We start from the raw sequence: 24,407 nt of genomic DNA on the forward strand, positions 1-24,407 counted from the left end.
ACGTCAATTTCGCAACTGCGCCCACGCCTCAGAAGGCCGCTGGTGGGCACACGGCCAAGGACCCAAAGGACGGCGACGCGAGGCTTGAGACCTTCGACGACGCGCTCTCGATGCGCCCCGGCAAGCGGGACGCCAAGACCGGCACGACCGACACCGATGACAAGCAGCCGGTCTGGAAGGCGCCCGAATTCGCCAAACGCTTCGGCGTGAACCCCGCATTGGTCGGCGACATCGATACTCCCGAGCCACAGGCTGATGCGCTGCCCCCCGAGCTTCGACCAGACGACGAAGCCGGCGCGCTGGACGCGATCGCCGCTGTGGAAGTGCCGTCGCGGGAGCCTTCGACCCTTTCGATCCTCAACGCGTTCATTGCAGCCAAGCCGGATGGTGATGCACACCCGGCGAAGGCTGAACAGCAGCCTGCCGCGAACGAGGCCAAAGCAGCATTGGCGAAAGTGGCTGGCACGCTCGATGCCGAAGGCCCCCCTCCCAGCCAGACTATCGCGACAGCCACGAAGGACGCGCCGCGTGTCGCGTCGGTCGGCGCGGAAATCCAGATGGCCATCCCCGCGCGCGAGCGACAGGAACCCGCCGCTTCCAAGGGCATCTCCAACGGCAATAGCGCCACCCAAATCAGACCGCCTGCCTCAGCTGTCGGGACTCTGACGGCGGATGCGGTTGATCGACCGACATCTGTTGCCGAAAAGCCACAGGATGCGAGCAGCAAGCCCGCGATCCCTGCGCTGAACGCCGGGGGCGGTGGAAAGCCTGCGCAAACAGCTCCGACGACCGATCCGCTTGCTGCCCGTGTCACGGTTTTGGGCTCAAACAACGCCGTAGCGCCCGCGCAGGTCGTCCCGCAAACAAATGTGACCACCGCCGGCCTCGTCTCCGCGATCGAAAGCGAACCCACCTGGCGCGCCGTCGCGCAGGATCCCGATGTCCTCCAGAGAACGCCCGGGCAGGCACATGGGGTCAATTCGCTCAAAATTCAGTTGAATCCTGCCGAACTGGGCATGGTCACAGCCCGACTCACCACCTCAGGAACGCAACTCCTGATTGCAGTCCGAGTCGAGTCGAGAGAAGCCCACCAGAAGCTCACGGCAGACAGCGACACGATCATCAAGGCGCTTCGCGCGGTCGGGTTCGACGTCGAGAAGGTTACGATCCAGCAGGCGCCCGCCACCAACTCATCCGCCCAGCAAGGCATGGGCGGGCGCGAGCACTCGATGTCCAACCAGCAGGCACAGAGCGAGAATGGCGCAAGGCAGCAGGGCGAACGCAATGCGGCCGGGCGACATGGTGAAGGAGGCCGGCATGCGCCTGGCGAAGCCCCTGCGGATCGCTCTGGCAGCGATCTCTATATCTAGCTCGACGGTCCTGTCCGCCCAAGCGGCGGGCAACGCCTGCGAGGCGGAAATCCTCCGCGCGTCGGAGCGGTATGGCGTGCCGCCAGGCATTCTTTACGCCGTGGGCCTCACCGAAACGGGCCGCAAAGGCAGTCTTCAGCCCTACGCGCTCAACATTGCGGGCCGTGCCGTCTTCGCCAGATCGCAGCAGGAAGCGGTTCGCGAGTTCTCCGCCGCACGCAGCGCCGGCGTAAAGCTCATCGATCTGGGATGCATGCAGATCAACCATCATTACCACGCGGATCAGTTCGCGAATGTCGGCCAGATGCTCGATCCGCGCATGAACGTCGACTACGCCGCGCGCTTCCTCGTGCAACTCAAGCGCAGGCACGATACGTGGTCGATGGCCGTCGCACGGTATCATGCAGGCCCGGACAACGACCCCGCGCAGAAGCGCTACGTCTGCCGTGTCATCACCAACATGGTCGCAACCGGCTTTGGAAAATGGACCCCGCCTGCGCGCGACTTCTGCAACTCATAGGTTGCATCGCGTCCGGGTGGACATGATGAGCGAATCGCCTCGACCGACCTCCTCCCAAACTTCCCACGCAAACTAAGACTCCCAAGAAACCAGCTACAAGAAATTACGGTTGTCGCTGATTCCTCACGCCGGTTACCCCTTTATCCACAGTTAAGATCAACTGATTCGGAGGGCGGGCCGATGATAGTAGTAGTTGACGAGCGAGAGCTCGTAAAAGACGGATTCAATTCACTTTTCGACCGGGAAGGCGTGGCAAGCGCCGGATTTGGGTCGCACGAGTTCGGGGAATGGGTCTCGACGGTGGACGAACACGACCTCAAGGCCGTGCGCGCATTCCTCATCGGCGAGTGCTCCAGCGACCTGGTTTCACCACGCAGGATCCGTGACCGTACCTCGGCACCGGTCATTGCGCTGAGCGACCAGCACTCCCTTGAGAACACGCTTCGATTGTTCGAATCCGGCGTCGATGACGTCATTCGCAAGCCGGTACACATTCGGGAAATCCTGGCACGCATCTCGGCGATCAGCCGGCGCTTTCAGGATGAGAAGCCCTATTCGGAATTCGGCGAGATGCGTATCTTCGTCGATGGCCGCGATCCGGAGATTTCCGGCGAGCCATTGCCGCTGCCGCGCCGCGAACGCCGCATTCTCGAATTCCTTGCGAGCAATGCCGGCCGCCGCGTGACCAAGACGCAGGTTTTCAACGCGATCTACGGCATCTTCGACGAAGAGGTCGAGGAGAACGTGGTCGAGAGCCACATCAGCAAGCTGCGCAAGAAACTTCGCGGGAAGCTCGGCTTCGACCCGATCGATTCCAAGCGGTTCCTCGGCTACCGGCTCATCACCTGATGTACGCGGCGATGGCGCCAGCGAACCGGCCGGATTTCTGCCGACTGCGCCGCGCCATAGCCAGCTTCACGCAAGACAGATCGACTAGCCTCAGCTGGAGCGGTCTGAATCTTGAGGAGAACTCCCAATGAGCTTGTATGGAATGATGCGCACGGGCGTATCCGGCATGGCGGCGCAGTCGACACGTCTCGGCACGGTCGCCGACAACATCGCCAACTCCGGCACGAACGGCTACAAGCGCGCCAGCGTCGAGTTCTCCTCGCTCGTGATCCCGAATGCCGGTACGAGCTATGTCTCCGGCGGCGTCGCCACCCAGGTGCGTTACGCAATTTCCGAAGCCGGCAACCTCCAGTACACAACCTCCGCCACCGACCTCGCGGTGAAGGGTGACGGCTTCTTTGTCGTTCAGAATTCGAACGGCCAGCCTTTCCTGTCTCGCGCAGGCTCATTCGTACCTGACGGCAATGGCCGCCTCGTCAACGCCGCCGGCTTCTATCTGATGGGTTACAACTACGAGAACGGTATCCCAAGCCCGGTCGCCAACGGCTTTGCAGGCCTGGAGCCGGTGCAGATTTCCGGCCAGTCGCTCAGCGCAACGCCATCTACCTCCGGCTTTTTCAGCGGTAACCTCCCCTATAGCGCCGACGCCTGGCCGACACCGCGTCTGGCCGACAATCCAACGACCCCGCCAGCCGGCCTGGAAGCCGCCATTGAATCGGGTTCGGTCGTGAAGGCGTCATTGACCGCGGTCAACAATGTCGGCGAGGAAGTGCTTCTGGACATCTATTTCCAGAAGATGGGCGACAACGAATGGGAGATGTCGGTCTTCTATCAGCCCGATGCGACGGCAACCAGCTCGTTTCCCTACGGCACCCCTGCGGTGGCGACAGAGACCCTGCCGTTCGACGCCCTTGGAAAGCTTGACACCAGCGTTCTCAGCAAGATCGACATCGATCTCTCTGCATTGAATGGGCAGGTTGTCGAAGTCGATCTTAGCGGGATGACGCAGCTTGCCTCGTCATACGTTCAGGGACCGGCCGATCTCAATGGCAATACGCCTTCGGCAGTCGACAAGGTCGTGATCGGCACGGACGGTATCGTGTACGCGCAGTACAAAAACGGCGCCACCACGCCACTCTACAGGCTTCCGCTGGCAACCGTGCAGAGCCCCGACCAGCTCCAGGTTCTTCCGGGCAATGTTTTTTCGCCTGGTCTTGATTCCGGCAATGTCCAGATCGGCTTCGCAGGCTCGGGCGGACTTGGCGACATCGTGTCGGGCGCCCTCGAGAATTCGAACGTCGATATCGCGACCGAACTGACGAACATGATCGAGTCGCAACGCAACTACACCGCGAACTCCAAGGTCTTCCAGACCGGATCGGACCTCATGGACGTCCTCGTCAACCTCAAGAGGTAGCGACGAAGGCGTTGGGTAAGGGATAGAGGGAACATGTCACTTTCGACTGCACTTAACATTGCGCAGAACTCGCTCCTGAATTCCCAGCGTCAGACGAACGTCGTGACGCGAAACATCTCCAACGCCTACAATGCCGACTATTCACGCCGCACCGCGGTCGTGACCTCGATGGCTCCAGGCTCCCGCGCGGTGGAAATCCGCCGCGCGACGGACGACGCTCTCTTCAAGCAGAACCTTTCCTCGCTCTCCGGCTACATCGCCCAGAGCAAGATCATGAGCGGCCTCGATCACCTGAGCACGTCCGTCAACGGCGTGGACAACGTGAATTCGGCCGCAGCCATGATTGGAAAGCTGCAGGAGGCGATACAGCTCTACTCCTCGACCCCGTCCAACCGCACCCTGGCTGACAATGCCGTCGAGGCAGCGCGCCAGGTTGTCGGCAGCCTCAACGAAGGCACCAAGGCGATCCAGGCTTTCCGAACCGACATGGACAGCCAGATCGCGACAGGCGTTGCCGAATTGAATGCCTTGCTGGCCGACTTCAAGACGATCAACGACGAGGTCAAGGGCGGCACGGCGGCAGGCCGCGACGTCAACGATGCCCTAGACAAGCGGGATACACTTCTGAAAAGGATTTCGGAACTCGTTCCGATCTCCACGATCTCGCGGTCGAACAACGATCTCATGATCGTGACGACGGACGGAAACACCCTGTTCGAGACTGTGCCGCGCCATGTCGCCTTCGAGCCGACGGCAGCCTATGGGGCAGGCACGACCGGCGGCAGGATTTTTGTCGATGGCGTGCCGATCGTAAAGGCTTCCGGGGCGAACACCAGCGCGGGCGGCTCCCTCGCTGCCATGGTCCAGATGCGCGACACCTACGCCACCGGCATGCAGCAGCAGTTGGACGAGATCGCGCGCGGCCTCATCTCGGCATTCTCGGAGACCAACCCCGCCCCTCCCGGAAACACGGTCGCCGGCCTCTGCACATGGTCTGGCGCGCCGGCAATCCCGGCAGACGGAACGGTCGTGACGGGCCTTGCCGGCCAGATCAGCCTTCATGCCGGAATCGATCCTTTGCAGGGCGGCAATGCCGAAGCGCTTCGCGACGGCGTTGCGTTCGACTTCAACCCCGCCAACAATGCGAGCTTCTCGGATCGCCTGATCGGCTTCACCACGGCCATGGACCGATCGGCCAGCTTCGTAACGGTCGCCGGCACGACGGTTTCCCTCAGCCTCACCGATTACTCGACGGCAGCCGTGAGCTGGTTCGAGGACGCCCGCAAGACCGCAGCCGATGCAGCGGAAACCAAGGGCGCGATGATGATCCGAACGGCGGAAGCCCTGTCGAACGTTACCGGCGTGAACCGAGACGAAGAGCTCGCGCTGATGCTTGAACTCGAGCATTCCTATGCCGCGTCGGCAAAGATGATGCAGATCATCGACGAGATGCTCAAAACTCTCCTGAATATTGTGAGATAAACCATGAAGGTTTCTTTCGTTTCATCTCAGGCGATATCGCAAGCCTTGCGGTATCAAACGAACCGACTGCAAAACGATCTCGTCATCGCGAAGAAAGAGCTGACGACGATGACCGTCGCAGACAAGGGCCTGGCACTGGGAGCCCGCACGGGAATCTCGGTGTCGATGCATCGCGAGATAGACCGGCTGGAAGGCCTCAAGGACTCCAATCAACTCGCTGCGTCGCGCCTATCCCAGACACAGCTCATCCTGCAGCAGTTGAACAAGGAAGCGAGCGAGCTAACCGCGACGCTGACCACGGCGATCTCCGGCGCTTCCGATCCGTCGATCGCGAAAAAGGCGGCCGAAGGCGTGCTGTCGATGATGTCGTCGGTGCTGAACACCAATGTAGGCGGCGTCTATCTGTTCGCGGGCATCAATACCGACGTGAAACCGATGAACGATTTTCTCGATCCGGCCTCGTCGAACAGGCAGGCTTTCGAAGACGCCTTCCAGACGCATTTCGGTTTCACGCCGAACGCCCCGCAGGCCGCGGACATCGCGGCGGCGGACATGACCGATTTCCTCCAGACAATGGTCGAGCCGCAGTTTCTCGGCACCGGCTGGAACGATGTCTGGTCGTCGGCGACCGATCAGCAGATCGTATCGCGCATCACTCTGACCGAAACCGCGCAGACCTCGGTATCCGCGAACATTCCGGGCTTCAGGAAGCTTGCGATGGCTGCATCCACGGTTGCGGCGCTCATCAGCAGCGACATGAGCAGCGCGGCAAGCCGGGTCGTCCTCGAGCGAGCGATCGACCTGCTTGGTGAAGTGGTCAACGACCTCGCGAACCAGGAAAGCGCGACCGGCATCACCGAGACGCGCATCGACAAGGCAAATGATCGCATGTCGATGCAGATCGACCTCTTCAGCAGAAGCCTGATCGACCTTGAAGGTGTCGACGAGTTCGCCGCATCCACGAAGGTCACGGGCCTCATTGCCCAGATCGAACTCTCCTATTCGCTGACTGGCCGAATCCAGCAGATGAGCCTGCTGAAATACATTTCCTGAACACGGTTCCTACTGTCGTCTCGCAACACCACACGGACATCGAATGTATCAATTCTCCTACGCCGAAGTTCAGACGGATTCCGTCGCAGACGCCAAGGATCGCGAGAGACAACTCCTGTCACGGTCCATCGACCTCCTCGTCGCCGCCAAGAACAAGGGCGTGCAGTCGATCGAGACGGTTCAGGCCATTCACTACATGAACAGGGTCTGGACCTCCTTCGTCGAAGATCTCGGAAGCGACGACAACGAGCTTCCGCACGAATTGCGCGCCAACCTGATTTCGATCGGGCTTTGGCTTCTTCGCGAGGGTGAGGAAGTGAGGCAGGGACGGTCCGATAATTTCGAGGGCCTGATCGAGGTTTCGCAGATCATTCGCGACGGCATTCAATGAAAAACCCGTTGAAGATCACGCTGAAGGCGAACGAGAAGATTTACGTCAACGGCGCCGTCATCCGCACGGACCGGAAGGTGTCTCTCGAATTCCTCAATGACGTGCAGTTCCTTCTGGAAGGGCATGTGATGCAGCCTGAGAAGGCAACGACGCCGCTCAAGCAACTCTATTTCATCGTTCAGGTGATCCTGATGAACCCGGACGGGGCTGCCGAGGCGCGCGAGATGCTGCGCAGGACGCTGCCTCTCCTGCTGGCATGCTTTTCCGACGAGCAGATGCTCGCCTCGCTCAAGCATGTCGATCAGATGGTCGCCGAAGGCCACGTCTACGATGCTTTGAGATCGCTGCGCGGTCTCTACACGCTCGAAGCCAAGATTCTCGAGAACGAAGGCACCGATACGCCATCGATTCTGACTGCTGCGGAGTGAAGCAATGAACATTTCTGCTCTTACCAACATGACCACCAACACCGGTCCTGGTGTCGCGAATGCCGCTCAGACCGTGGACTATCAGTCGTTCCTCAAGTTGCTCGTCGCGCAGATGAAGAACCAGGACCCGACCTCGCCCATGGACTCGACCGACTACGTCGCCCAGTTGGCGACGTTCTCGCAGGTCGAGCAGTCGGTGCAGATGAACAGCAAGCTGGATCAGATTCTCCAGGCCTCCAGCTTCGCGCAGGCCGGCGACCTGATCGGTCGCGAGGTTGCCTCCGCAGACGGCAAGGTTTCCGGCATCGTCAAGGAAGTTCAGTTGTACAGCGACGGCCTTGTGGCCGTTCTCGAAGGCGGCGAGAAACTCATCGTCGGCCCCGGCATCGTCATCAAGTAAATCCTGATCGCACGCCCCGGAGGACACGAGCGTGAATGAAGCCGACGCGCTGGACATTGCCCAGTATGCGATCTGGACCGTTCTGACCGCGTCCGGCCCGGCCGTCGCGGTCGCCATGTTCGTCGGCGTCGGCATCGCGTTTCTCCAGGCGCTGACGCAGGTGCAGGAAATCACGCTGACCTTCGTCCCCAAGATCGTCGCGATCCTGTTGACGGTCGCCTTCTCTGCGCCCTTCGTCGGCGCTCAGATCGCTGCTTTTACCAACGTCATGTTCCAGCGCATCGAAACCGGCTTCTGAGCTTCGCGTCAGATCGCGTGGAACACGCCTCATCCTCGCGCAAGGTTGACGGCTTAGTCTGATGTCGAAGGCGTGCGCCCGCACGTCCGCAGATGACAGACGGTCGATCAGGCATGGCACTTACCGAAGTCGGTTCCCTACCCATTCCCAAGAATAGCGGTCGCGACGTCGTGCTGGCGCTCGGCGTGATCACGATCCTTTCGATCCTGTTCCTGCCTATACCGGCCTTTCTGATCGACTTCGGCCTCGCATTGTCGATTGCCGTGTCCGTTCTCATTCTCATGGTCGCGCTGTGGATGCAGCGGCCACTCGATTTCACGTCGTTTCCGACGATTCTGCTCATCGTCACCATGCTGCGCCTTGCGCTCAACATCGCCACGACACGGGCGATCCTGTCACATGGCAACGAGGGCACCAACGCTGCCGGATACGTCATCGGCGGCTTCTCCAATCTCGTCATGGCCGGCGATTTCGTCATTGGTCTGATCGTGTTCCTGATCCTGATCGTGGTGAATTTCATCGTGATCACCAAGGGCGCGACCCGTATCGCTGAAGTGGGCGCGCGCTTCACCCTCGACGCCATTCCCGGCAAGCAGATGTCGATCGACGCGGATTTGTCCGCCGGCGTCATCGACGACAAGGAGGCACAGCGCCGCCGCCGCGAATTGGAAGAAGAGAGCTCGTTCTTCGGTTCCATGGACGGCGCGTCGAAATTCGTACGCGGCGACGCCATCGCCAGCCTCATCGTCACCGCCGTCAACATCATCGGCGGCATAGCGATCGGCTACACGCGTCACGGCATGAGCATGGGCGAATCCGCCGATATCTTCGTCAAGCTGTCCGTCGGTGACGGTCTTGCCACGCAGATTCCGGCCCTGATCGTCTCGCTTGCCGCAGGTCTCGTCGTCTCGAAGGGCGGAACGCGCGGCTCGACCGACGAGGCGGTCTTCGGTCAGCTCGGCGCATACCCTCGCGCCCTGTCGGTTGCGGCTGCACTTCTGTTCGGCATCGGCTTGATGCCTGGCCTTCCCCTCCTGCCCTTTCTCATCCTCGCAGTCGGCATGGCCAGCATCGCCTTTGTGATCCCCCGCCAGCGCGCCCGGAAAAAGGAAGCCGAGCAGGCAGTCGAGAGAAAGATCGCCGAAACCAAGGAAGAGGAAGAGAAGCAGTCGATCAAGTCGTCGCTCAAGACGGCCGAGATCGAGCTCCTCATCGGCAAGCAGCTCTCCACGCGCCTTTTGACAGCGCATCAGGAACTCGCGTTCCGCATGGGCAAGATGCGCAAGAAGTTCGCCACGCAATATGGCTTCGTCGTGCCGGAAGTGCGCCTGACGGACGATTTCTCGATCCCGCCCAAGAGCTACCAGATCAAGATTCACGGCACGGTCGTCGCGGAGTATCAGATGCGCGTCGGCGAGGTGATGGTTCTTCTCGGCAACGGTGCATTGCCGGAAGTACCCGGTGAGGAAGTCCGCGAACCGGCATTCGGCATGCGCGCCTTCTCCGTGTCCGAAATGTTTTCGGAAGACCTGAAGCGTGACCGCTTCACCTTCGCCGACAATATGTCGGTGCTTCTGACGCATCTCAGCGAAGTGATCCGCAACAACCTGCCCCAGCTCCTGTCCTACAAGGACATGAAGGCGCTTATCGAACGCCAAGACAGCGAATACCGCAAGCTGATCGACGAGGTCTGCACCTCGCACATTTCCTATCCCGGCCTGCAGGCTGTGTTGAAGCTGCTGCTGGCCGAACGCATCTCGATCCGCAACCTGCACCTCATCATCGAGGCGATCGCCGAGATCGCGCCGCATGTCCGGCGCACCGAGCAGATCGTGGAGCATGTGCGCATCCGCATGGCACAGCAGATCTGCGGTGACTTGACCGAAGGCGGCACGCTCAAGGTCCTCCGTCTCGGCAATCGCTGGGATCTCGCCTTCCATCAGGCGCTCAAGCGCGACGCCAAGGGCGAAATCCGCGAATTCGACATCGATCCCCGCCTGCTGGAGGAGTTCGGCAACGAGGCGACGAAGGCGGTGCGCACGCATCTCGACGCGGGCGAGCGCTTCGTGCTCGTGACGGCGCCAGACGCGCGGCCTTATGTCCGCATGATCGTGGAGCGCCTCTTCGCGACCTTGCCGGTGCTCAGCCATGTCGAGATCGCCCGCGGCGTCGAGGTTCGCGTCCTCGGTTCCGTATCCTAGGCCGGCGGCCGTTGATGTTTGCCGGGCTGCCGATCGAGACCCTTGCATTCGCCGGGTTCCTCGCATTTTGCCGCATCGGCGCGTGCTTCATGCTGATGCCGGGTTTCTCCAGCGTTCGCATCGCGATGCATGTGAGGCTGTTCGTCGCCATCGCCGTGAGCTGGGCGCTGATCGCGCATCTGTGGGACGCGATCCTGCCTAACATCGCCGGCACCACGGATCGGATGATCCTGCTGATTGGCTCGGAACTGCTGATCGGCGCAACGATCGGTCTCGTCACGCGCATCTACACGCTGGCGCTGCAATTCGGTGCGTCAGCGGTCGCCATGATGGCCGGCTTCGGCGGCATGGGTGGGTCTGCGGTGGAAGAACCCGAACCACAATCGGCGCTGACGGCGATCATCACGCTCAGCGCCCTGTTGCTGCTCTTCGTCTTCGACTTCCATCACGAGATCCTCAAGGCGCTCGTCATGTCCTACCAGGTCGCACCGGTTGCCGGGATGTTCAGCGCGCAGTCGGCGCTGATCGATCTGACGGATACGGTATCGCAGTCCTTCTACCTGACGCTGCGGCTCGCCAGCCCGTTCGTCGCCTATGCGATCCTCGTCAATCTGGCGATCGGGTTCGTGAACAAGCTCGCTCCGCAGATCCCGGTCTATTTCGTCTCCCTGCCCTTCGTCATCGCCGGCGGCCTGATCCTGATGTATTTCGGCATCGGCATGATGCTGAGCCTGTTCGTCGACGGCTTCATCCCCACAACGATCGGACGCTAGCCATGACGTCACGCGCGGACAGATTGAAACGGCTGGTGCGCCTGCAAGGCCAGATCAAGGCACTGCATGAGACCAAGCACGCGACGCACGTCTCCAGGGCCATCGCAGCGAAACAGGAAGCGACGGAGCTGCTTGATTCGCTCAACACGGCATCGCCGCTGCCGGGTCTGTTTCCGGATATCTACAATCGGCGCATCGGTGCGGCCATCGACCGGGAACACCGCGAGAACCGTCGAGCCAGCATCGAGGCGGGTCTGGTGGCGACCGCGACGGCAAGAACGAACATCGTCGAGCGCGCCTATCGCGACGCGTTCAGGCTCGAAAAGCGCGAATTTGCCGAGAAGGAGCAGCTTGAGAACGTCGAGCGCAAGCTCGGCGACCACAAGTAAGCCTGCCACAAGTTTGTGCAGGCATATTCGTCGGCAACAGAACATCACATGGGAGGTTCGGCCCTTGGCGATTTCAACACCGGGTGACATCGTACTGGACGTGGTGCGGGCAGCAGACCCCGCCTCCGTTGAGGCGGCGCGGACGAAGCTCGCTTCGTTCTCAAGCAGAAGCGCCGGCGCGACGTTTTCCGTCGACGGCAGCGCGTCGGCTGACGGCGCATCGCCTGCGCGCAGCAGCAGCGGAACACCGGAAGCCTTCGCGAAATTCGAGGCGATGGTGCTTCAGACATTCATCCAGTCGATGCTGCCGAAAGACACGGAATCGGTCTACGGCGAAGGCATGGCCGGCGAGATGTGGCAGTCGCTTCTGGCGGAGCAGTTGGGTGCTGCCGTATCCGCCCGCGGCGGCATCGGAATCGCCGACCGCATCCTGAAGGATCACTACTATGCCGGCGAGCAAAAGCTCTCGCTCACCGGTGCGTCGAACTCGATCGAGGCGGGCGATCAGGCGTCGAAGCAAATGATGTCCGTGGCACTCGTCCAGGAGATCCAGCGCACCATGGCGCGTGCGCTGCATGAAGACATGTCCCAATCGTCGGCCCCCACAAGCCGCTAAGCCCAGTTAGAGTCAGATGAGAAAATTTCTATGTCAGACCACTTGGATTCCATGCAGTCAGCAGGTCAAGGCGCCGAAGACGCCGGGAAGGCACTCATGAATCTGTCCGCCATCATCGGCCGCATTGAGGAAACGGTCGAGGCCGAGACGGCTTCGATCCGCACGGATGTGCGCTTCGACATCAAGTCGTCCAACGCACGCAAGAGCCGCTACCTCTATGAGCTGAACAAGGCCATCACAGGCCTGGGCGCGACGACGCTTCACGAAGAGCATCGCCACGGCATCGTTCGTCTGCGCGAAAAGCTCGCCGCCAACGAGGCGGCGATCCTGGCGCATCTCAATGCGGTGACGGAAGTCGCGGCGCTGATGCAGGATGCGATCCAGCGCGCCGAGGCCGACGGAACCTATTCCGCCAACGAGTTTGGCGGGATGGCCGGCACGGCATGATCAAGTTCATCGTCGCAGCGCTCTGGATCAGCATCGCCACCACTGGTGCGCTGCTGTATTCCTTTCAGTCGGGGCAAGCCCCGACGGAGACGACGCAGGACGCTGGCGCGACCGCGTTCCAGGGGCTCGATTATGTTCAGACCGACATCATCTCGGTGCCGGTCTTCGACAATGGCCGCGTCTATGGCTACTTCCTGGCGCGTCTGGTCTTCACCGCCGAGGCCAAGCGGTTGGCCGAACTGAAGCTGCCGGCAAAGGCGCTCCTGGCCGACCAGGTCTATTCGCACCTCTTCGCCAATCCGCAGATCGACTTCACGACACGCGCCGATCTCGACGTCGATGCCTTTCGCGAAACGATCCGGACCGGCGTGAACGCACGCCTTGGAGAGGATCTGGTGCGTGAGGTGCTGGTCGAGCAGATCGATTTCCTGCCGAAGAGCGAGGTCGGCAAGACCACAGTTCGCCCGACGCAAGCTACGCCGGAAGCGGCCCCCGCCAATGCGGCAACAGGGCACTGAAGAGCACGCTGACAAGGGCTTGGTTTAGCCGAAACGCGGCTTGCGCTTTTCGAGGAAGGCGCGCAGCCCCTCCTTCGCATCAGCCCCCGTCTGCGATAGCGCAGCGCTGAGGCTTTCCGTGTAGAGCCCATCCTCGTGCGACATGTTGTTGATACGCGCGATGGACTGGATGATCAGATAGTTCACGAGCGACGCGTTGCCGGCGATTTCGCTGGCGAGTTCCTCCGCTTTGGCGAGCCCCTCGCCGTCACCGACCAGATGATGTGCAAGGCCGAGCCGGTAGCCTTCGGCACCATCATAGCTTCGGCCGGTCAGCATCATTTCAGTCATGCGATCGGGACCCAGTATGCGCCCGACACGGACCGTCGCACCGCCGCCAACGAAGATGCCGCGCTTGCCCTCAGGAAGCCGGAACGTGGCGGAAGGTTCGGCTATGCGCACATGCGCTGCGGTTGCGATTTCCAGGCCGCCGCCGATGACGGCTCCTGACAGCACCGCCACGACCGGCACGCCGTTGAACTGGATCGTGTCCATGAGTTGATGCCAGTTGCGGGAGTGGCGCATCACCTGCTCCGGCTCGCGCTCCACCTGCTCGGACAGGTCGAGCCCGGACGAGAAGTGGCCACCCGCGCCGCTCAGGATGATTGCCCGCACGCCCTCGGGAATGTCATCGAAGAAGTTGCGGAGCCCCGCCAGCATGGCATCATTGACGGCATTGCGCTTCGCCGGCCGGTTCAATGTGATCCGCGCGATGTTGCCATCCACATGAACGGCAACCGCGCCGGTCTCATCGTTCGACTTATACGTTTGGCCGCTCATTCAGCGTACTCCACCGAAACCATCCTCGGCCATTGCCACAAAGATTGTTTTATACCATAACAATATTGACCGCATCAAGCGTTGCCCCTTTCCTCAAGGCCGCATTCGAAGTGATTTCCAATCGGGTCGGGGATAGACTGGCAGTCCATTCGCTGCGATTCGACAGGTTCGCTTTTCCAGGACTTGTCGGTCAACGCTGAAGACGCAGAGGGTTCATGTCAGGCAAGTCCGACGGCACCACCGCACAGCCCCCCATCCCCGAGATGGGCGTGATCATCGGCTATCAGTTGCGTCGCGCGCAGCTTGCCGTGTTCCAGGATTTCATCGAGACCTTCGCCAAGATGAAGCTTCGTCCGGCCGAGTTCTCCGTGCTGGCGCTCATCGCCCGGAAGCCTGGCCAGAAACAAACCGAAATCGCCGAACAGCTCGGAATCAAGCGCGCCAATTTCGTGGCACTGATGGACGGTCTCGAACGACGCGGTCTGGCGGAACGCCGCAAGGCGCAAGGCGACAAGCGCTCTCATTCGCTTCACCTGACATCCGAAGGCGTGCGCTTCGTCGCCAAGATGATGGCGACGTGGAACACGCACGAGCAGAGGATGATCGATCGGCTCGGTGGCGTCGAGGAACGCGACGCGCTCCTTCGCCTCCTCGATCGTTTGCTTCACGACAAGTCGGAGTGAGCCGGATTCAGCCACCTTTGAGCGCCTGAACGACCTCGTCCGGAATAGAAACCGCCTTGATCTTTGACGCATCCTCCGGGTCCTTGCCGGCCCAGACACGCGTCTCGCGCGCCTCGATGGCAAGCGTCTGCCCCTTGAGCACGCGGTGTTGAACATCGAAGCTCGAACGGCGAAAGGCCGTCACCTGGGTCTCGATCGTGATCACGTCACCATAGCGTGAAGGGACGCTGAACGTCGCGCCCGTATCGACCATCGGGATGCCGACAATGCCGAACGTCTTCGTCCAGGCGATCTTCTTCATGCCGAGCGCCTTCTCGAACAGATAGGCGGTGGAGGCATCGAACATCGCGAAATAACGCGGATAGAAGACGATGCCCGCAGCATCGCAGTCGCCCCACTCGATCTCGACGTCACGGCGGTTGACCAGCATCAGCCTCTCCTAGTCACGTTCGGTGTTTTCGATCAGGACGGCGATGCCCTGCCCGCCGCCGATGCATGCCGACGCGATGCCGTAGCGCAAGCCGGAACGCTTGAGCTCACGCGCCACCGTGGTCGTGATCCGCACGCCCGTTGCGCCAAGCGGATGACCGATCGCGATTGCCCCGCCATTCACGTTCGTCTTGTCCTCGTCGAGGCCCAGCTCGCGGATACACGCGATGATCTGTGCGCCGAAGGCCTCGTTGATCTCGATGCGGTCGATCTGGTCGAGCGTCAGGCCGGTCTCGTCCAGCAACGCCCGGATCGCCGGCGCAGGACCAATGCCCATGATATGCGGCGGCACGCCGACGGTCGCTCCGGCCACGATCCGCCCGAGCGGCGTCACCCCATGCTTCCTGGCAGCGTCCTTCGATCCCACGATGGACGCTGCCGCGCCATCGACCACGGCCGACGAATTGCCACCGGTCTGCACACCGCCGAATGCCGGCCGGATCTTCGCCAACGCCTCATAGGGTGACGGCCGCACATGGCTGTCGGTCGTCACCGCATCGACCTTGCGTGGCAGGCGAATCCCGCGAGGGTCGAGCCCGTCGACGACGAACTCTTCACTCGTCACCGGCACGATCTCGCCTTCGAGGAAGCCCGATTGCTGTGCGGCGACCGCGCGGGCGAAGGACCTCTCCGCGAACCGATCCACCTCCTCGCGGGTGATGCCATATTGCTTCGCGAGGTTTTCAGCCGTATCGCCCATCGTGCAGGAGCACGCCGGATCCAGCAGTGCCTCCCACAGGAAATCCTTGAAGGCGACCTGCCCCATCTTGAAGCCATTGCGGTGCGTGTAGGCCGCGACCGGATTGCGGCTCATGGATTCCGTGCCCGCGCACAGCACCAGTCCGGCGCGCTCCTGCTCGACCATATCCGCAGCCTGCAGCACGACTTCGATGCCCGTTCCGCAGATGCGTTGGACGAGGTGGGCGGGACGATCCCACGGAACTCCGGCATAGAGCCCGATATGGCGTGGCGTCATGTAGGCGTCGAACGAGGCCTGGGCCATCGAGCCGGCAATGGTCGTGTCGATCGCGGCCGGGTCGATACCGGTCTTCGCGACGATGGCGCGCGCGGCCTTGATGCCGAGATCGATCGGCGAAATCTCGGCAAACGCGCCGGTATAATCCACGAAAGGCGTGCGAATGCCATCCATGAGCCACGCATCGTCGAACGTGTAGCGGAGCCCCTTGTGATCGCTCATGACATGGTCCTTTCAACGCAAATGACGTGATGAGGCGGCGGATCGGCATAGAGATCCTCCACCAGGAAAGTGCGCGCTGCCATCACCGCGCGCTGGTTGATCGAGCCCTTGTCGGTGATCTCATGCGCGTCGACGGAGGGCGGAGTGTCGAGAATGATCGCCCGCGCGACGAGGTTTGAACTGCCCGTCGCCGTCCCTGCTAGCACGCTCAGACGGGACGCGATCGCGGCCCTGATCGCGGGGCTGTCGGCAAGCTGCGCCTCCGACGCCGAGGCAAGCGCCGGGTCGAACTTGCGGGCGGCATCAACGTCGAGAAACAACAGCGCGCCGATGTGATTGCGATCGAGCCCGGTCAGCACCGCGTCCCTCACCAGCGGCGCACAGGCGCGGATCAGCGCACCGCGCACGCTCGCCATGTTTACCCATGTTCCGGTCGAGAGCTTGAAGTCTTCGGACACGCGGCCGTCAAAGACGAAGCCCTTCGAGACGTCGCTGTCGTCGACGAACTTCAAGGCGTCGCCGATCCGATAATAGCCTTCCTCATCGAAGCATTCGGCAGTCTTGTCGGGTTGCCGCCAGTAGCCCGGCGTGATGCTGGGGCCACGCAATCGCAATTCGAGTTTTTCGCCCTCAGGCACGAGCTTGAGTTCGAGCCCCGGGGCAGGCAGACCCACTTCGCCCGGTCGCTCGACCGCCCAAGTGGTGGTCGAGGCGAATGGCGCGGTCTCGGTCGAGCCGTAGCCGGTGATGATCATGACCCGCTCGCCGATCGCGGTCTGCGCGTGGCGCTCCAGCGCATCCCAGACGTGCTGCGCCAGCCCCGCGCCGGCATATTGCAGAAGGTTCATGCGGGAGAAGAAGGTCGTTCGCAGCGTCGCGTTGGTGCCAAGATGCTCGCACAGCATCTCGTATCCCTTCGGCACGTTGAAATAGAGCGTCGGGGCGATCTCTTCCAGATTGCGAACGGTCTTGAGGATGCCCGCAGGCGTCGGCGAACCCTCATCGATATAGAGCGTGCCGCCATTGTGGAGCACGATGCCGAAATTGTGGTTGCCACCGGCCGTGTGGTTCCACGGCAGCCAGTCCACCATCACAGGCGGCTCATCGCGCAGGAAGGCCAGCGCGGACGCGATCATCACCTGATTGCAGCACAGCATGCGTTGCGTGTTGATCACCGCCTTGGGCATGCCGGTCGAGCCCGATGTGAAGAGGAACTTCGCGATCGTGTCGCCATCGACGGCAGAATTCGCACGATCGACCGCGTCAGTGGCTTCCGTTCTCAGCACGCTGTCGAACGACGTCGCGCCATTGCCGGGCGGCGGATTGGTGACGGTCACAAGCTTGATGTCCGGCCCGATGTCCGGTCCCATGACCGCATCGAGCGCGCGCTGGTACTGCGCACCATCCGCCACGAACACCAGGCCCGGCGTCAGCAGCGAAAAGACGTGCTTGAGCTTCGCGTGGTCGGTCGAGACGAGCGAATAGGATGGCGAGATGGGCGCGTAGGGAACACCCGCCATCATGCAACCCAGCGCCAGCAGCCCATGCTCAAGCCCGTTGCCGGACAGGATCGCAACCGGCCGCTCGGCACTGAGTTCCTGGTCGAGCAGGAACTGCGCGATCGAGCGCGCGCCCGCGCGAGCCTGAGCATATGTGCAGTGCCGCCAGTCTCCGTCGGGTCCACGATCGGCGAGGAAGACGCGATTCGGCGCGACGTTTGCCCAATGATCGAGCCGGTCGATGATCGAGCGCGGATAGTCATCGAGCGGCAGCTTCGAACGAACCCGCACGACACCATCGGCGTCGCGGTTCATGTCGACAGCAAGCTCCCCCATATGAACCGGGCGCATCCCTTGCGCAGAGACGATCGGCATTCAACTCCTCCAGAATTGTTATTTACCATAACAATCACGATGGTGGAGTGCAAGACACGGTTCTGGTCCTCGCTTACGGAGTGAGAACAATCACTGCTGCTGTTTCGCCTTGTTGCTGGTTCCCGGCAGCGTGCCTTCGAGCTTTGCGATGATGCCGAGCATAATCTCGTCGGCTCCCGCACCGATCGAGATCAGGCGCGTGTCACGATAGGCGCGGCTGACCGGGTTGTCGGCCGTGTAGCCCATGCCGCCCCAATATTGCAGGCAAGAATCGGTGATCTCACGCGCCAGCCTGCCGGTCTTCAGCTTGGCCATCGAGGCGAGCTTGGTGACGTCGCCGCCCGAGACGTACTGTTCCACCGCGCTCCATGTCAGTGCCCGCAGCGCCTCGACCTCCGTGCGGAGTTCGGCAAGCCGGAAATGCACGACCTGATTGTCGAGGATCGGCTTTCCAAACGCCGAGCGTTCGCGTGTGTAGTCGATCGTCAGGTCGATCAGCCTGTCAAAACCCTTCAGCGCGCTTGCAGCCGCATAGAGCCGCTCCTCCTGGAACTGCAGCATCTGCATCATGAAACCAGCCCCCTCCTGCCCTATGAGGTTCGCGCGGGGAACGCGCACGTCATCGAAAAAAAGCTGCGCCGTGTCCGACGAATTCATGCCGATCTTGTGGATTTTTTGGCGGCTGATGCCCTCGGCGTCCATCGGCACACAGATGAGCGATTTGTTGCGATGGGCGGCATCGTCCGATGTGTTGGCAAGCAGGCAGCACCAGTCCGCTTTCAGGCCGTTGGTGATCCACATCTTCGTGCCGGAGATGACGTAGTCGTCACCGTCCTTGCGCGCGGTCGTCTTCACGGCCGCGACGTCGGAGCCTCCACCCGGCTCCGAGACACCGAGGCAGCCCACGACATCGCCCGCGATCGCGGGCGCGAGAAAATTGCGCTTCACATGGTCCGAACCGAAACGGTTGAGGGCGGGCGTGCACATGTCTGTGTGGACGCCGATCGCCATCGGCACGCCGCCGCAATGCACGAGGCCGAGTTCTTCCGCCATCACCATGGAGTAGGAGAAATCCAGCCCCAGCCCGCCATATGCGGTGTCGTACTTGATCCCGAGAAGGCCGAGATCGCCGAGCTTCTTGAACACCTCATGCGACGGAAATTCTTCCGCCGCCTCCCATTCATCGACATACGGGTTGAGTTCTGTATCGACGAACCGCGCGACGGTGCGACGAAGGTTTTCGTGTTCGGCCGTGAAGTGCATGCGTTTCCTCCCAACTGTCCGCTATCTCGCCGCCCCGTTCACGGGGAGAAGGTGACCCGAAGGGGCCGGATGAGGGACGGCAGTTCCCCTGCGCGCGCCGAAAGTACGCGGCCTTGGCGTGCGCCCCTCGTCCTTCCCAGCGATCGTCAGGCAGAGCCCCGGCACGCGGCGCATATCGCGCGGATCGATGATGCCGCCGGCAGTCCCGCCGCCCGTGATGTTCGCCTCGCCGGAATTGCACCGGCATTCCGTACGAAAAATGTCGGCATATGTGCGGGAGATGGAAGCGATACGCGGCATCAGAACCGGTTTCCAAGACCGCCGGAATATGCTGCATTCGCAAGACGATCCGGATGCAGGGTACGTGCGTAACCCACTGTGGCACTCCTCCCGTGGCCAGGCTGCGACGCTAAATCACGTTGACGTAAACGTCAATCGCCTGTTATCCCAGTACGCAATCCGGCAGCGCCGGTTCCAACGCCAACCGTCCGGACGACGGCAACCAAGGAGACCGCCATGACCCTTCAGGAAATCGCAGACAAGATTGCAGCCAAGGCAAGCGGTTCGGGTTTCAGCCGCTCCGTAAAGCTCGACACGGGCAGCGATGGCGTGATCGTGATCGACGGTTCGTCCGTCTCGACCACCGACGCGGATGCCGATTGCACGATCAAGCTCTCGAAGGACAATCTGGAATCGCTGATCGCCGGCGAGCTCAACCCGACGATGGCCTTCATGCAGGGCAAGCTCAAGGTCGAGGGCGACATGTCGGTCGCCATGCAGTTGAGCCAGGTTCTGTAGCATCCGGCCGACACGGAAGCGGTTTCGGTGAGGCGGCCCAGGAGGCCGCCTTTTCTTTTTCAGGTGCATAACGCTGAGGGCGATATCCGACGCGCGGATGGCGGGATAGAAGCGATTGCCTCATATCATCCGGAGCCAAGAATCCATGTCCCTTCAACGCTTGCTGCCCGTTCTCACCCTTTCGCTGCTCGCAACGGCGATACCCGCACAGGCTGACGATCTGGTCTTCATGCTCGACAACCAGAGCAGCTATTCGATCGTCGAGTTCTATGCATCGCCCAGCGATGTCGGGAACTGGGAAGACGACATCCTCGGCACCGATGTCATGGCCTCGGGCGACTCAGGCCGCGTGACCATCGCGGACGGACGCGAGCAGTGCGAATACGACCTGCGTATCGTGTTCGAGGATGGTGATGTCACCGAAGACACGACCGATCTTTGTGAGACCGGCAGCTACACCGTAACCGACTGACTTGATCCGCATGCTTCAAGAATAGAACGCCCGGCAGCCCCCGCTGCCAGGCGTTGTCCGTCGCAGACTTGGCCCGATCAGGCTGCGAGCGACGTAGAGGCGCCGGCGGACTTGCGTCCCGTCGCCTTGAGGGGGCCGGACGCTCCGTCGAGCGCGCCCTCCTCCAGTTCCAGTGCGAGAAAGCGATGCGTCTCGAAGGGACCCGGCATCGCGAGATGGCCCGTCCTGTCTGCGGTGAACCCGAACCGCGCATAATAGGGTGCGTCGCCGACGAGCAGGATCGCGCGATGGCCGCGCAGCCGCGCCTCGTCGATCGCCCGGCGCATCAGTGCCGACCCGATGCCCGCAGACGTCACGGACGGCTCGACGGCGAGCGGGCCGAGGAGAAGTGCCGCTCTACCGCCTGCATCGACGTTCCAAAGCCGTACCGTGCCGGCAAGCGCTCCTTGAGCGTCCCGCGCTACAAATGCCAGCCCTTCGGCGGGAAGCCTGCCGCGACGCAGCGTCTCCGACGACTTCTTCTTGCGCTTCGGCCCCATGGCGCGATCAAGCAGCGCCTCGCGCGCCGGAACGTCGGCTGGCGTTTCGGTCTGGATGGTGAAAGCCGTGACGTGCTTGACCTCCCCGATCGTGGGGGAGATCAGCCAATCACCAACGATTGCTTCATTTTCAGCGGATGAGGAAAAGGCCATGACGTGATCCTTCACGAGCGGATGTGTGTTCCACAAGCGAGCCCGCCGCCCGCAATGCGCGGGCAACGGACGATCTGACGGCGTGAGCCGTCAGATCACGTAGGATCGGAGAGGCTCGAAGCCGTTGAAGGCGACCGCGGAATAGGTCGTGGTGTAGGCGCCCGTGCCCTCGATCAGCACCTCGTCGCCGATCGTCAGCGAGAGCGGCAGCGGATACGGGGTCTTCTCGTACATCACGTCAGCCGAATCGCAGGTCGGACCGGCGAGCACGCAAGGCGCAACCTCGCCGCCATCGTGCGGTGTCGAGATCGGGTAACGGATCGCCTCGTCCATCGTCTCGGCGAGACCGCCGAACTTGCCGATGTCGAGGAACACCCAGCGCACATTGTCGTTGTCGGCCTTCTTGGAGATCAGCACGACTTCCGACTTAATGACGCCGGCATTGCCGACCATGCCGCGGCCTGGCTCGATGATCGTCTCCGGCAGGCGGTTGCCGAAATGCTTGCGCAGCGCGCCGAAGATCGCCTGGCCGTAGGCCTGTGCGGTGGGCACGTCCTTGAGGTAGCGCGTCGGGAAACCGCCGCCCATGTTCACCATCTTGAGCACGATGCCCTCGTCCGCGAGCTTGGCGAACACGGCCTTCGCATCGCCGAGCGCCTTGTCCCAGGCGCCGAGGTCGGTCTGCTGCGAGCCGACATGGAACGACACGCCATGCGCGTCGAGGCCGAGCGAGGCTGCCAGGCGAAGCACGTCGACGGCCATCGCGGGAACGCAGCCGAACTTGCGCGACAGCGGCCACTCGGCGCCTTCACCATCGGTCAGGACGCGGCAGAACACGCGGGAGCCCGGCGCAACGCGAGCGATCTTCTCGACTTCTTCGACGCAATCCACCGCGAAGAGCCGGATACCGAGTTCATACGCGCGAAGAATGTCGCGCTCCTTCTTGATCGTGTTGCCGAACGAGATGCGATCCGCAGGCGCGCCGGCATCCATCGCCATCTCGATTTCCGCGACCGAAGCGGTGTCGAAGGACGAGCCGAGGCCGGCGAGCAGCCGCAGGATTTCCGGAGCCGGGTTCGCCTTCACCGCGTAGTAGATCTTGGAGTCCGGCAGCGCCTTTTCGAAGGCGTTGAAATTGTCGGCAACGACGTCGAGATCGACGACGAGGCATGGGCCGGCGGGACGACGGGTGGCGAGGAAATCGAGGATGCGCTGGGTGGCCATGTGTCTCTCCAATCGCGGTCCCAAAACGGGGACCGCTTCATCTCAGGCTGCGGGTTTTCGGCGCTCGGCCACGGACCCGCGGTGGACAAAGGGCGCGATGGTGTGAATCAGGGCTCAGCCGGTGGAGGACACCGAGCCTTGAGACGCGCATCACGCGGCGATGAGCATCGGCCTTGCGGCCAGCGCTCGCTTTGTCTGCCTCAGCTTTGGAGAAACCCTCCGCACTGCCGGCAATGAAGGTGTGCCTCTTCAGTAACCCCGGTCTTTGGACGACCGGCAGAACACCAGAAAGGCCCGCACCGTCGTTGCTTCAAGATGTCCTCGATCTTGGCGGTTGGCCGCGAGACCGACTGGAGGGGTTAGTTCCAGGTACCTTACCGTGTCCCTCACCAAACGAGGGACCGGCGGACACCCACAGGCACGTGCGACTTTGGGCAAGCGCGGATATATGGATATGCCCTGTCACAATCAACGAAAAAAATGCGGCAGGTTGAAAAAAATCTTTCGCTGAACGAAGGTGCCCGCATCGTTTAACAGGTGCGAACAATGCAGATCCGGCACGACTCCTTCAACGCCTTCCTCGACCACTCGGATGCCCCGGTTTCCAACGCTTCCGAAGGCCCCCTCGCCGGACTGACACTTGCGGTCAAGGACATCTACGACATAGCGGGACAGAGGTCGGGCGGCGGCAATCCGCAGCGGCTTGCCGAGATCGCGCCTGCAAAAAGCACCGCACCGTCGATCCAGAAACTTCTGGATGCGGGTGCACGATTCGTCGGGCGGACACAGACCGACGAGCTGACCTTTTCACTCATGGGCCAGAACGCGCACTATCCCGAGCCCATCAATGCGGCGGCGCCGGATCGCGTCACCGGTGGCTCCTCGTCGGGCTCGGCCGCGGCGGTTGCCGCCGGCCTTGTCGATATCGCAATCGGCTCGGATACCGGCGGGTCGATCCGCGCGCCCGCGAGCTTCTGCGGCCTCATCGGCCTGCGCCCCACCCACGGGGCAATCTCGCTTGAGGACGCCATGCCGCTCGCGCTATCGCTCGATACGTTCGGATGGTTCACCAGGGACATCGGAACGTATGAAGCGGTGGGGGACGTGCTGCTGGGCGTGTCTCCTCGAAAGGACGAAAAGTCCCACCCGCTCCGCCTCGCCGCACTCGACGCTCTGGTGCTCGGCAGGGCGGAAGCCGCCGACTACGAACGCATGGTCGGATTGGTGACCACGGCACTCGGCAAGGTCGATACCGCCCCTGCTTTGTCGCACTCGATCGACGATCTGTACTGGTCGTTCCGGCGCATCCAAGCCTATGAGGCGTGGGCAACCCACGGCGCGTGGATTTCGGCGGCGGATCGCCGGCTTGGGCCAAGTGTGAAGGAGCGCTTCGAGTTCGGAGAGACCATCGACGCGGCGACGTATCGACAAGAGACCGCGAAACGCGACGCGTTTCGCGCCGAACTCGCAGCCCTTCTGGGTGAGGACGGCGTTCTCATCATGCCGACCGTGCCTGGTGCGGCACCGCTCAAGAACGAGCCCTTCGACGATTTGCAGGCCTATCGCGAGCGCGCCTTGCGCCTGCTTTGCCTGTCCGGGCTCTCCGGCTTCCCGCAGATCACGCTGCCGCTGGGCAGCGTCGAGGGAGCGCCGTTCGGACTATCGCTTCTCGGACCCGCCGGCTCCGACCGTCGCCTCATCGGGCTCTCACGCATGATCATCGACGCATCGAAGGAAAGCTGA

Annotated in this window: 27 protein-coding genes; 20 read left to right on the forward strand and 7 right to left on the reverse strand. The window is 62.1% G+C overall.

All coding sequences use genetic code 11. From position 1 onward, the window contains the following. Positions 1–110 precede the first annotated feature (110 nt). From AAFN55_RS23195 to AAFN55_RS23270, 16 genes are all read left to right on the forward strand, one after another. A complete protein-coding gene (locus tag AAFN55_RS23195) occupies positions 111–1,370 on the forward strand; it encodes a flagellar hook-length control protein FliK (RefSeq protein WP_347801351.1) in 1,260 nt (419 codons plus the stop codon). Continuing rightward, on the forward strand, positions 1,318–1,890 hold the full coding sequence (locus AAFN55_RS23200; protein WP_347801352.1) for a transglycosylase SLT domain-containing protein: 573 nt from the start codon (positions 1,318–1,320) through the stop codon (positions 1,888–1,890). The genes AAFN55_RS23195 and AAFN55_RS23200 overlap by 53 nt, the downstream gene beginning before the upstream one ends. A 180-nt stretch (positions 1,891–2,070) precedes the next feature. Then, positions 2,071–2,739 (forward strand): winged helix-turn-helix domain-containing protein, encoded by a 669-nt coding sequence (locus tag AAFN55_RS23205; protein WP_347801353.1) that lies wholly within the window; start codon positions 2,071–2,073, stop codon positions 2,737–2,739. A 127-nt stretch (positions 2,740–2,866) separates the two neighbouring features. After that, complete coding sequence (locus AAFN55_RS23210; protein ID WP_347801354.1) at positions 2,867–4,156, forward strand: flagellar hook protein FlgE; 1,290 nt, start codon at positions 2,867–2,869, stop codon at positions 4,154–4,156. A gap of 33 nt (positions 4,157–4,189) precedes the next feature. Further along, on the forward strand, positions 4,190–5,638 hold the full coding sequence (gene flgK / locus AAFN55_RS23215; protein ID WP_347801355.1) for a flagellar hook-associated protein FlgK: 1,449 nt from the start codon (positions 4,190–4,192) through the stop codon (positions 5,636–5,638). Between the two features lie 3 nt (positions 5,639–5,641). Beyond that, positions 5,642–6,691, forward strand: coding sequence for a flagellar hook-associated family protein (locus AAFN55_RS23220; RefSeq protein WP_347801356.1), 1,050 nt, complete (start codon positions 5,642–5,644; stop codon positions 6,689–6,691). Positions 6,692–6,734: 43 nt separating this feature from the next. Continuing rightward, a complete protein-coding gene (gene flaF, locus AAFN55_RS23225; RefSeq protein WP_347801357.1) occupies positions 6,735–7,082 on the forward strand; it encodes a flagellar biosynthesis regulator FlaF in 348 nt (115 codons plus the stop codon). Next, complete coding sequence (flbT, locus tag AAFN55_RS23230) at positions 7,079–7,510, forward strand: flagellar biosynthesis repressor FlbT (RefSeq protein ID WP_347801358.1); 432 nt, start codon at positions 7,079–7,081, stop codon at positions 7,508–7,510. Before flaF ends, flbT begins: the two co-directional genes overlap by 4 nt. Before the next feature lie 4 nt (positions 7,511–7,514). Beyond that, entirely contained in the window at positions 7,515–7,910 is a 396-nt protein-coding gene (gene flgD / locus AAFN55_RS23235) for a flagellar hook assembly protein FlgD (RefSeq protein ID WP_347801359.1), read from the forward strand. 31 nt (positions 7,911–7,941) lie between these two features. Beyond that, complete coding sequence (fliQ, locus tag AAFN55_RS23240) at positions 7,942–8,208, forward strand: flagellar biosynthesis protein FliQ (RefSeq protein WP_347801360.1); 267 nt, start codon at positions 7,942–7,944, stop codon at positions 8,206–8,208. A 113-nt stretch (positions 8,209–8,321) separates the two neighbouring features. Continuing rightward, the gene (gene flhA / locus AAFN55_RS23245; RefSeq protein ID WP_347801361.1) at positions 8,322–10,409 is read left to right on the forward strand and encodes a flagellar biosynthesis protein FlhA; all 2,088 of its coding nucleotides are present in this window, start codon (positions 8,322–8,324) and stop codon (positions 10,407–10,409) included. Positions 10,410–10,423: 14 nt separating this feature from the next. Beyond that, the gene (gene fliR / locus AAFN55_RS23250; protein WP_347801362.1) at positions 10,424–11,182 is read left to right on the forward strand and encodes a flagellar biosynthetic protein FliR; all 759 of its coding nucleotides are present in this window, start codon (positions 10,424–10,426) and stop codon (positions 11,180–11,182) included. 2 nt (positions 11,183–11,184) lie between these two features. Beyond that, entirely contained in the window at positions 11,185–11,571 is a 387-nt protein-coding gene (locus AAFN55_RS23255) for a hypothetical protein (protein ID WP_347801363.1), read from the forward strand. A 64-nt stretch (positions 11,572–11,635) separates the two neighbouring features. Further along, complete coding sequence (locus tag AAFN55_RS23260) at positions 11,636–12,187, forward strand: rod-binding protein (RefSeq protein ID WP_347801364.1); 552 nt, start codon at positions 11,636–11,638, stop codon at positions 12,185–12,187. 96 nt (positions 12,188–12,283) lie between these two features. After that, positions 12,284–12,634: a hypothetical protein gene (locus tag AAFN55_RS23265; RefSeq protein WP_347801365.1), complete on the forward strand. Its 351-nt coding sequence runs from the start codon at positions 12,284–12,286 to the stop codon at positions 12,632–12,634. Next, complete coding sequence (locus AAFN55_RS23270) at positions 12,631–13,152, forward strand: hypothetical protein (RefSeq protein WP_347801366.1); 522 nt, start codon at positions 12,631–12,633, stop codon at positions 13,150–13,152. The genes AAFN55_RS23265 and AAFN55_RS23270 overlap by 4 nt, the downstream gene beginning before the upstream one ends. Before the next feature lie 24 nt (positions 13,153–13,176). Here the strand turns inward: AAFN55_RS23270 and AAFN55_RS23275 are convergent, their stop codons facing one another. After that, positions 13,177–13,971 carry a crotonase/enoyl-CoA hydratase family protein gene (locus AAFN55_RS23275; RefSeq protein ID WP_347801367.1) on the reverse strand — a complete coding sequence of 265 codons (795 nt, stop codon included), beginning with the start codon at positions 13,969–13,971 and terminating at the stop codon, positions 13,177–13,179. Between the two features lie 215 nt (positions 13,972–14,186). Between AAFN55_RS23275 and AAFN55_RS23280 the strand changes: the two genes are divergently transcribed. Further along, positions 14,187–14,654: a MarR family transcriptional regulator gene (locus AAFN55_RS23280; RefSeq protein WP_347801368.1), complete on the forward strand. Its 468-nt coding sequence runs from the start codon at positions 14,187–14,189 to the stop codon at positions 14,652–14,654. Between the two features lie 7 nt (positions 14,655–14,661). Here the strand turns inward: AAFN55_RS23280 and AAFN55_RS23285 are convergent, their stop codons facing one another. From AAFN55_RS23285 to AAFN55_RS23300, 4 genes are all read right to left on the reverse strand, one after another. Next, positions 14,662–15,084 (reverse strand): thioesterase family protein, encoded by a 423-nt coding sequence (locus AAFN55_RS23285; protein ID WP_347801369.1) that lies wholly within the window; start codon positions 15,082–15,084, stop codon positions 14,662–14,664. A gap of 9 nt (positions 15,085–15,093) precedes the next feature. Continuing rightward, positions 15,094–16,341, reverse strand: coding sequence for a thiolase family protein (locus AAFN55_RS23290; RefSeq protein ID WP_347801370.1), 1,248 nt, complete (start codon positions 16,339–16,341; stop codon positions 15,094–15,096). After that, positions 16,338–18,215 (reverse strand): feruloyl-CoA synthase, encoded by a 1,878-nt coding sequence (locus tag AAFN55_RS23295; RefSeq protein WP_347801371.1) that lies wholly within the window; start codon positions 18,213–18,215, stop codon positions 16,338–16,340. The genes AAFN55_RS23290 and AAFN55_RS23295 overlap by 4 nt, the downstream gene beginning before the upstream one ends. 90 nt (positions 18,216–18,305) lie before the next feature. Next, positions 18,306–19,478, reverse strand: coding sequence for an acyl-CoA dehydrogenase family protein (locus AAFN55_RS23300; protein ID WP_347801372.1), 1,173 nt, complete (start codon positions 19,476–19,478; stop codon positions 18,306–18,308). A gap of 516 nt (positions 19,479–19,994) precedes the next feature. Between AAFN55_RS23300 and AAFN55_RS23305 the strand changes: the two genes are divergently transcribed. Both AAFN55_RS23305 and AAFN55_RS23310 read left to right on the forward strand, forming a co-directional pair. Then, entirely contained in the window at positions 19,995–20,276 is a 282-nt protein-coding gene (locus AAFN55_RS23305; protein WP_347801373.1) for an SCP2 sterol-binding domain-containing protein, read from the forward strand. A gap of 145 nt (positions 20,277–20,421) precedes the next feature. Then, entirely contained in the window at positions 20,422–20,748 is a 327-nt protein-coding gene (locus AAFN55_RS23310; RefSeq protein ID WP_347801374.1) for a hypothetical protein, read from the forward strand. A gap of 77 nt (positions 20,749–20,825) precedes the next feature. Here AAFN55_RS23310 and AAFN55_RS23315 read toward each other — a convergent pair whose 3' ends face one another. Then, positions 20,826–21,440, reverse strand: a complete 615-nt coding sequence (locus tag AAFN55_RS23315) for an N-acetyltransferase (RefSeq protein WP_347801375.1) — start codon at positions 21,438–21,440, stop codon at positions 20,826–20,828. A gap of 90 nt (positions 21,441–21,530) precedes the next feature. Continuing rightward, the gene (gene odc2 / locus AAFN55_RS23320) at positions 21,531–22,664 is read right to left on the reverse strand and encodes an ornithine/lysine decarboxylase (protein ID WP_347801376.1); all 1,134 of its coding nucleotides are present in this window, start codon (positions 22,662–22,664) and stop codon (positions 21,531–21,533) included. Positions 22,665–23,210: 546 nt separating this feature from the next. On the opposite strand from odc2, the gene AAFN55_RS23325 reads away from it, so the two are divergent. Then, positions 23,211–24,407: an amidase gene (locus AAFN55_RS23325; RefSeq protein ID WP_347801377.1), complete on the forward strand. Its 1,197-nt coding sequence runs from the start codon at positions 23,211–23,213 to the stop codon at positions 24,405–24,407.

The sequence above is a fragment of the Mesorhizobium sp. CAU 1732 genome, assembly GCF_039888675.1.
Taxonomy (GTDB): domain Bacteria; phylum Pseudomonadota; class Alphaproteobacteria; order Rhizobiales; family Rhizobiaceae; genus Aerobium.